Here is a 6,628-nt window from a genome sequence, read left to right as displayed (position 1 = left end):
CCATGAATGTTCCTCATATTTTTGCCTATCTGATTATTTCTGTTTATCTTTTTGTGGGGATTCGTCAGGGTCAGAGTCACTATAGGCTAACGGATTGTAGGCTGGTATTATCACTGCCTATTTAACAATTCTAATTGCAAAGGGACACTATGTCAGACTCCAAACTTGAGCGTATTACCATTGAACCCACCCGAGAAGCCAAAGCCTGTGTCATTTGGTTACATGGCTTAGGAGATTCAGGTGCAGGATTTGCTCCTGTTGTCCCCGCGCTGGGATTAGGTAATGATCATTGTATACGGTTTGTTTTTCCCCATGCACCAGAGCAAGCGGTGACAATTAACGGTGGTTATGTCATGCGTGCCTGGTATGACATTAAGAGTATGGATTTGCATGATCGGGCTGACATGGTTGGTGTAAAACAGAGTGAACAAGCGATCATCGGTTTAATTGAAGAACAGGTCGCATTGGGCATTTCAACAGACAATATTGTGTTAGCTGGGTTTAGCCAAGGTGGCGTAATGAGTTTATACACTGGCTTGAGGTTACCCCAGAAATTAGCCGGGATCATGGCTCTGTCTTGTTATTTACCCAGTGGTGACTCTTTGCCAGATGGGATCTCAGGTGTAAACCAAGAGACGCCAATTCTTCAGCATCACGGCATAGATGACGATGTCGTTCCTGTCACTGCAGGCGCAACAGCACATGAATTGTTGAATAAAGCAGGTTTTAACACCCAATGGAAAACCTACCCAATGGCGCATAATGTGTTGCCTGAGCAGTTACGTGACATCTCTATTTGGTTACAGCAAGTCCTACCAAACGCAAAATAAAATCTGTTCGATGCTTTTTTGAGCAGGTCTTGTCGATGTTTTATCGTTAGGCCTGTTCGCTATTGAGGATAATCCGATAATTTACGCCTTATGCATAATCTTATGTATTGTTTGACTTTATTTTACTATTTACTGCCAATATTTCTACCCGCTTGGTTTATTCCCCTTGTTGCTATCCCCCTTGTTTTTTGGTTAGAACTATCTCTGTCATAATTTGTATATAAAAGAGTCGCTTAGATCACGATGTGTAATAATTGTGACACAAATTACGCCTAAGCTTTGATAAGATGGCTTGGCGCAAAAGGAAATGATGCCTTTTGCTAGATAACCATAAAATTACAAAATATAAAAATAATCAAGGGGTTGATTGTAATGAATAAGATTTTACTAAAAGGACTCGTCGCGACGGCTGTTGTTACAGCGTTAACGGCTTGTGGTAGTGATAATAACGATTCTTCACCTAAGACATGTGCAGAAGCTGGTGACGCTTGTAGTAAGTTTACTGTTTTGCATACGAATGATAACCACGGTCGCTTCTGGGAAAACAGCAAAGGCGAGTACGGTATGGCCGCACGTATGACGCTTATCGAGCAGATCCGTGCAGAAGTTGAAGCAAACGGCGGTGAGTCCATTCTATTGTCTGGTGGTGACATCAATACTGGTGTACCAGAGTCAGATATGCAGGACGCAGTACCTGATTTCGTTGGTATGAATTTACTTGGTTATGATGCTATGGCACTTGGTAACCATGAGTTTGATAACGATTTATCTGTGTTAGGTATGCAAGCAAAGCTAGCTGACTTCCCAATGCTAGCGGCTAATATTTATCACAAAGATGATGAAGGTAACGTGACTGATGAGCGTTACTTTGACCCATATAAAGTATTTGAAGTTAATGGTGTTAAAATTGCCGTTATCGGTCTAACAACCAAAGATACAGCTAAGCTAGTTAACCCGGACAATGTCGCTAAGATCCATTTCGCCGACCCTGAAGAAGAGATCACGAAGGCGATCGCCGAAATTAAAGCCAATGAAACCGTTGATCTGATTTTTGCAACTACACACATGGGCCATTACGCCGATGGTAGCCATGGTAGTGAGGCACCTGGTGATGTAACGCTAGCTCGCTCGTTAGAGGCTGGTCAATTGCAAGCGATTATCGGTGGTCACTCACAAACCCCTGTATGTATGGAAGGCAATGAATATGCTGACTTTACTCCAGGTGATGAGTGTAAACCTGATCAACAAAATGGTACTTACATCATGCAAGCCCACGAGTGGGGTAAGTATGTTGGTCGCGCCGATTTTGAATACTTTAACGGTGAGCTGCAGCTTGCGAGTTACAAACTTATTCCAATTAACTTAAAAACTAAGTTAAAAGATGAGAATGGTGAAACTGTTAAAGATGAAAACGGTAACAGTGTTTACGTGAATATTGGTGAAGAGATTGAACCAGATCCAGTTGTTACTTCTGTATTGAAGCCATTCCAGCAACAAGGTCAAGAGTTGCTTGATGAAGTTATCTCGGCAACTGACGCTAAACTTGAAGGTGATCGTAATGTTGTTCGTGCAGAGCAAACTAATTTAGGTCACTTACTGGGTCACGCATATAGAACATTTAACTTAGTTAATGCTGACTTTGGTGTAATGAACTCTGGTGGTGTACGTGATTCAATCGCTGCTGGTGAGATCACTTACCGCGATGTACTGACTGTTCAGCCATTTGGTAACTTCGTAACTAGAGCAACCATGACTGGCGCAGAAGTAAAAGACTACTTAAATGTTGTTGCCACTAAGACTGCGGGTTCTGGCGCATATGCTCAGCTTGATAACATCTCTATGACGGTTGATTGTGCTGCTGGTGAAGTTGATATTACTGATATCAATAACAAAGGCTTTAGCTTAACTGACACATACTCGTTCTCAGTCATTAGCTTCAGTGCTGCTGGTGGTGATGATTACCCTGTGATTGATGTTGAGTCGACTCAAATTACTGACGCTGCAGCATTACGTGAGTTCTTTGTTGCTAACCCAACAGTTAAAGCTGCTGATTACGCACCTGTTCCTGGTAAGCTTGTTTACATGAACAACGGTGTTGAAGTTAAAGGGTGTCCAGCTACAAACTAATGCTAAGTAAGTACGCTTAATTCTGATTTTAATCATTTAGGCGCAAGTGATCTTAGTGTAAAAGAAGGCCAGTCATTCGTGACTGGCTTTTTTATTAATTTCACTATCTTTCATCTCATCACTTGAAAAACCATTTTTACATCCACATATTAGTAATAAGGTCGCTCAATGAGGGCCTAAACAAACTATTTAAAAGTTGTGCCTTCGGGGCAACATTTAAATAAGAAGCGCGAATTAGCGCTTCACAATCGGTGCGACACGTGTCGGCCAACATACTTTTATATTGCTTAATACAAGGATATACCCATGAGAAACTACGACTTAACCCCACTATACCGCAGCGCTATTGGATTCGACCGCTTAGCTCAACTTGCAGAACACGCGGCATCTAATAAAGGCAATTCCGGTTACCCTCCATACAATATCGAATTGATAAATGAACATCGTTACCGTATTACTATGGCCGTAGCGGGCTTTACGATGCAAGAACTTGATATTACCAGTGAAGGCGACAAGCTGTTAGTGAAGGGCATAAAGGCTGAAGAGAAAGAAACTCGTAAGTACCTTTATCAAGGCATAGCTGAGCGCGGTTTTGAGCGTACCTTCCAACTAGCAGACTATGTTACTGTGGTTGGCGCAAACTTAGAGAACGGCTTGTTGAATATTGATCTGAAGCGTGAGATCCCTGAAGCGATGAAACCAAGAAAGATTGAAATCGCTAGCACGAGATTACTCGACGCAGAGTAATCGCGCGAACTCATATAGCCTATTCAATAGGTCACATCCAATAACTGCATTTAAAAAGGGAGCCAATTGGCTCCCTTTTACTATTGGGTGATGCGCGTCCTAAATTGGATGATGCATTTAGTCACTAAAAATGAACACAGACTATGCTTTCATCGCCTTTTCACCGCGGGCAAGACCGACAACACCTGAGCGAGAGATCTCAACCACCTTGGTCACATCTGCTAGCGCCGCAATACAAGCATCGAGTTTTTCTGTTGTACCAATTAATTGCACAGTATAAAGACTTTGAGTGACATCAACAATTTGGCCGCGGAAAATATCGGCTAATCGTTTCACTTCTTCACGGTTGTCACCGTGCGCCTTTACCTTTATCAATGCCAGTTCACGCTCGACATGTGCTGATTCGGTAATGTTAGAGACTTTAAGTACATCAATAAGCTTATGTAACTGCTTCTCTATTTGCTCGAGTACATATTCGTCAGCATTTACAGTAACGGTCAATCTTGACAAGGTTTTGTCTTCTGTTGGCGCGACCGTTAGGGTCTCAATGTTATATCCGCGCTGTGAAAATAGTCCTACAACGCGTGAAAGGGCGCCGGATTGGTTCTCAAGTAATACACATATAATTCGACGCATTAGCTTTTCTCCGTTTTACTTAGCCACATTTCATTCATTGCACCACCGCGGATCTGCATTGGGTGAACGTGCTCGGTCTCATCGACATGAATATCCATAAACACCAGTTTGTCTTTCATGCTGAGTGCTTTTATAAGACCTGCTTCCAAGTCAGCTGGATTGCTAATCGTCATTCCTACATGGCCGTACGCTTCAGAAATCTTGGCAAAATCAGGTACTGAGTCCATGTAAGACTGTGAGTGACGGCCTGCGTAGATCATATCTTGCCACTGTTTAACCATCCCCAAAAAGTGATTGTTTAAGTTAATAATAATCACCGGAATATCATATTGTAGCGCGGTAGAAAGCTCCTGAATATTCATCTGAATTGAGCCGTCACCGGTAACACAGATAACGGTTTCATCTGGCATTGCGAGTTTTACGCCTAACGCGGCAGGTAAACCAAAGCCCATAGTTCCTAGGCCACCAGAGTTGATCCAGCGACGTGGCTTATTAAACGGGTAGTACAGCGCTGCAAACATTTGATGCTGGCCAACATCTGATGCGACATAGGCATCACCGTTAGTTAGCTTATGCACGGCTTCGATGACCTGTTGCGGTTTGATCTTTTGGTCATTCGTTGAATATTTAAGGCTATCAACAGCTCGCCACTTGGCAATATCACTCCACCACGCATCATTGGCACCTGGATCGGTAATACCATAGTCGTTGGTTTCGATCTGCTTGAGCATATCGTCTAGGATTTTTTCGGCAGAGCCTACAATAGGAATATCGACCCGAATTGTTTTTGAGATTGAAGAGGGGTCAATATCAATATGTAAAATTTTGGCATTTGGACAGTACTTTTCAACATTATTGGTCGTACGATCATCAAAACGTACACCAATACCAAAAATAAGGTCGCTATTATGCATGGCCATATTGGCTTCATAGCAGCCATGCATACCTAGCATGCCGACACTATTTTTGTGGGTTCCAGGAAAGGCGCCTAGACCCATTAGTGTACTTACCACTGGGATCCCAAGCTTTTCTGATAAAGCAAGAATTTGTGCATCGCAACCAGAAATTACCGCACCACCACCGACATAAAGTACTGGCTTCTTAGCTTCAAGTAGCGCTTGTAGGCCACGACGAATTTGACCTTTGTGTCCGGTTGTCGTTGGGTTATATGAGCGCATGCTGATATCTTCAGGATATTGATAATCATGCAAAATTGCCGGGTTCATACAGTCTTTTGGAACATCAACTACTACCGGTCCTGGGCGACCACTTGAGGCGATATAAAACGCTTTTTTGATAATGGCTGGAATGTCTCTTGGATCGGTGACCAAAAAGCTGTGTTTAACCACTGGGCGTGAAATACCAATCATGTCGCATTCTTGGAATGCATCATTACCAATAAGATTACTGGGTACCTGGCCTGAAATAACAACTAATGGAATAGAGTCCATATACGCGGTTGCGATGCCGGTAATGGTATTGGTTGCACCCGGTCCGGAGGTCACAAGTACCACACCAACCTCGCCAGTTGCACGGGCGTAACCATCAGCCATATGCACTGCAGCTTGTTCGTGACGTACTAGAATATGTTCGATATTGGATTTTTCGTGCAGCGCGTCATAGATATCCAGAACAGATCCGCCTGGATAGCCAAAAATATGTTTTACACCTTCATCAATAAGAGAACGGACAACCATACTGGCGCCAGATAACTTCTCCATAATACTTCCTCTTAAGTTACCGCGACGGTATGCAGTATCTCGATACAGCGACGGTAATCGCTCTAATAGTTAAGCTCAGACGGTAATCTTCACTCGTGAAATGCCGAAAAATGCTGTTAGAAAACTAACTACAGTATTAAATTGCTCGGCAAACATTCAAACTGAATGTATTTTCATCATATAAAACCCTTGGTTTATTACAAGTGATTTAATTGAAAAACTGTTCTAATTGAAGAATTTTCATTATCGCTGCAAAAATAGTGAATAAAAATAGAGTATTTATAGGGAGGTAGTGCTCGCAACATTACTGCGAGGAGGTTAATGATAGGAGGTCGATTAATGATGGCAGAGCAATTATTTTGAGTTTGGTTATTTAAGATGATTAGGTATGAGGGCGGTTATTTAAGAGTACGATTATTGAACTTTGGTGGTCTAAGTGGAGTTTTTGGGCGTTATTGAGGAGAATGGCAAATGAGGTTGCTGTTATAGAAAATACTAAATACTAAATACTAAATACTAAATACTAAATACTAAATACTAAATACTAAATACTAAATACTAAATACT

The 6,628-nt window shown here is 42.1% G+C and carries 5 protein-coding genes; 3 read left to right on the top strand and 2 right to left on the bottom strand.

Translation table 11 applies throughout. The features are described 5' to 3' along the window. Positions 1 to 149 precede the first annotated feature (149 nt). The 3 genes from ACVBIO_RS21215 (at position 150) to ACVBIO_RS21205 (ending at position 3,704) form a co-directional block, all read left to right on the top strand. Positions 150 to 830 (top strand): alpha/beta hydrolase, encoded by a 681-nt coding sequence (locus ACVBIO_RS21215; protein WP_447161356.1) that lies wholly within the window; start codon positions 150 to 152, stop codon positions 828 to 830. 372 nt (positions 831 to 1,202) lie between these two features. Next, the gene (gene ushA, locus ACVBIO_RS21210) at positions 1,203 to 2,957 is read left to right on the top strand and encodes a bifunctional UDP-sugar hydrolase/5'-nucleotidase UshA (protein ID WP_447173389.1); all 1,755 of its coding nucleotides are present in this window, start codon (positions 1,203 to 1,205) and stop codon (positions 2,955 to 2,957) included. 306 nt (positions 2,958 to 3,263) lie between these two features. Beyond that, a complete protein-coding gene (locus tag ACVBIO_RS21205; protein ID WP_447161354.1) occupies positions 3,264 to 3,704 on the top strand; it encodes an Hsp20 family protein in 441 nt (146 codons plus the stop codon). A 141-nt stretch (positions 3,705 to 3,845) separates the two neighbouring features. Here the strand turns inward: ACVBIO_RS21205 and ilvN are convergent, their stop codons facing one another. Continuing rightward, entirely contained in the window at positions 3,846 to 4,340 is a 495-nt protein-coding gene (gene ilvN, locus ACVBIO_RS21200; protein WP_447161353.1) for an acetolactate synthase small subunit, read from the bottom strand. After that, complete coding sequence (locus ACVBIO_RS21195; protein WP_447162849.1) at positions 4,340 to 6,061, bottom strand: acetolactate synthase 3 large subunit; 1,722 nt, start codon at positions 6,059 to 6,061, stop codon at positions 4,340 to 4,342. The genes ilvN and ACVBIO_RS21195 overlap by 1 nt, the downstream gene beginning before the upstream one ends. Positions 6,062 to 6,628: the final 567 nt, after the last annotated feature.

This window comes from Shewanella sp. 0m-8 (genome assembly GCF_052977265.1).
This window is presented reverse-complemented; position numbering and strand designations above follow the sequence as displayed.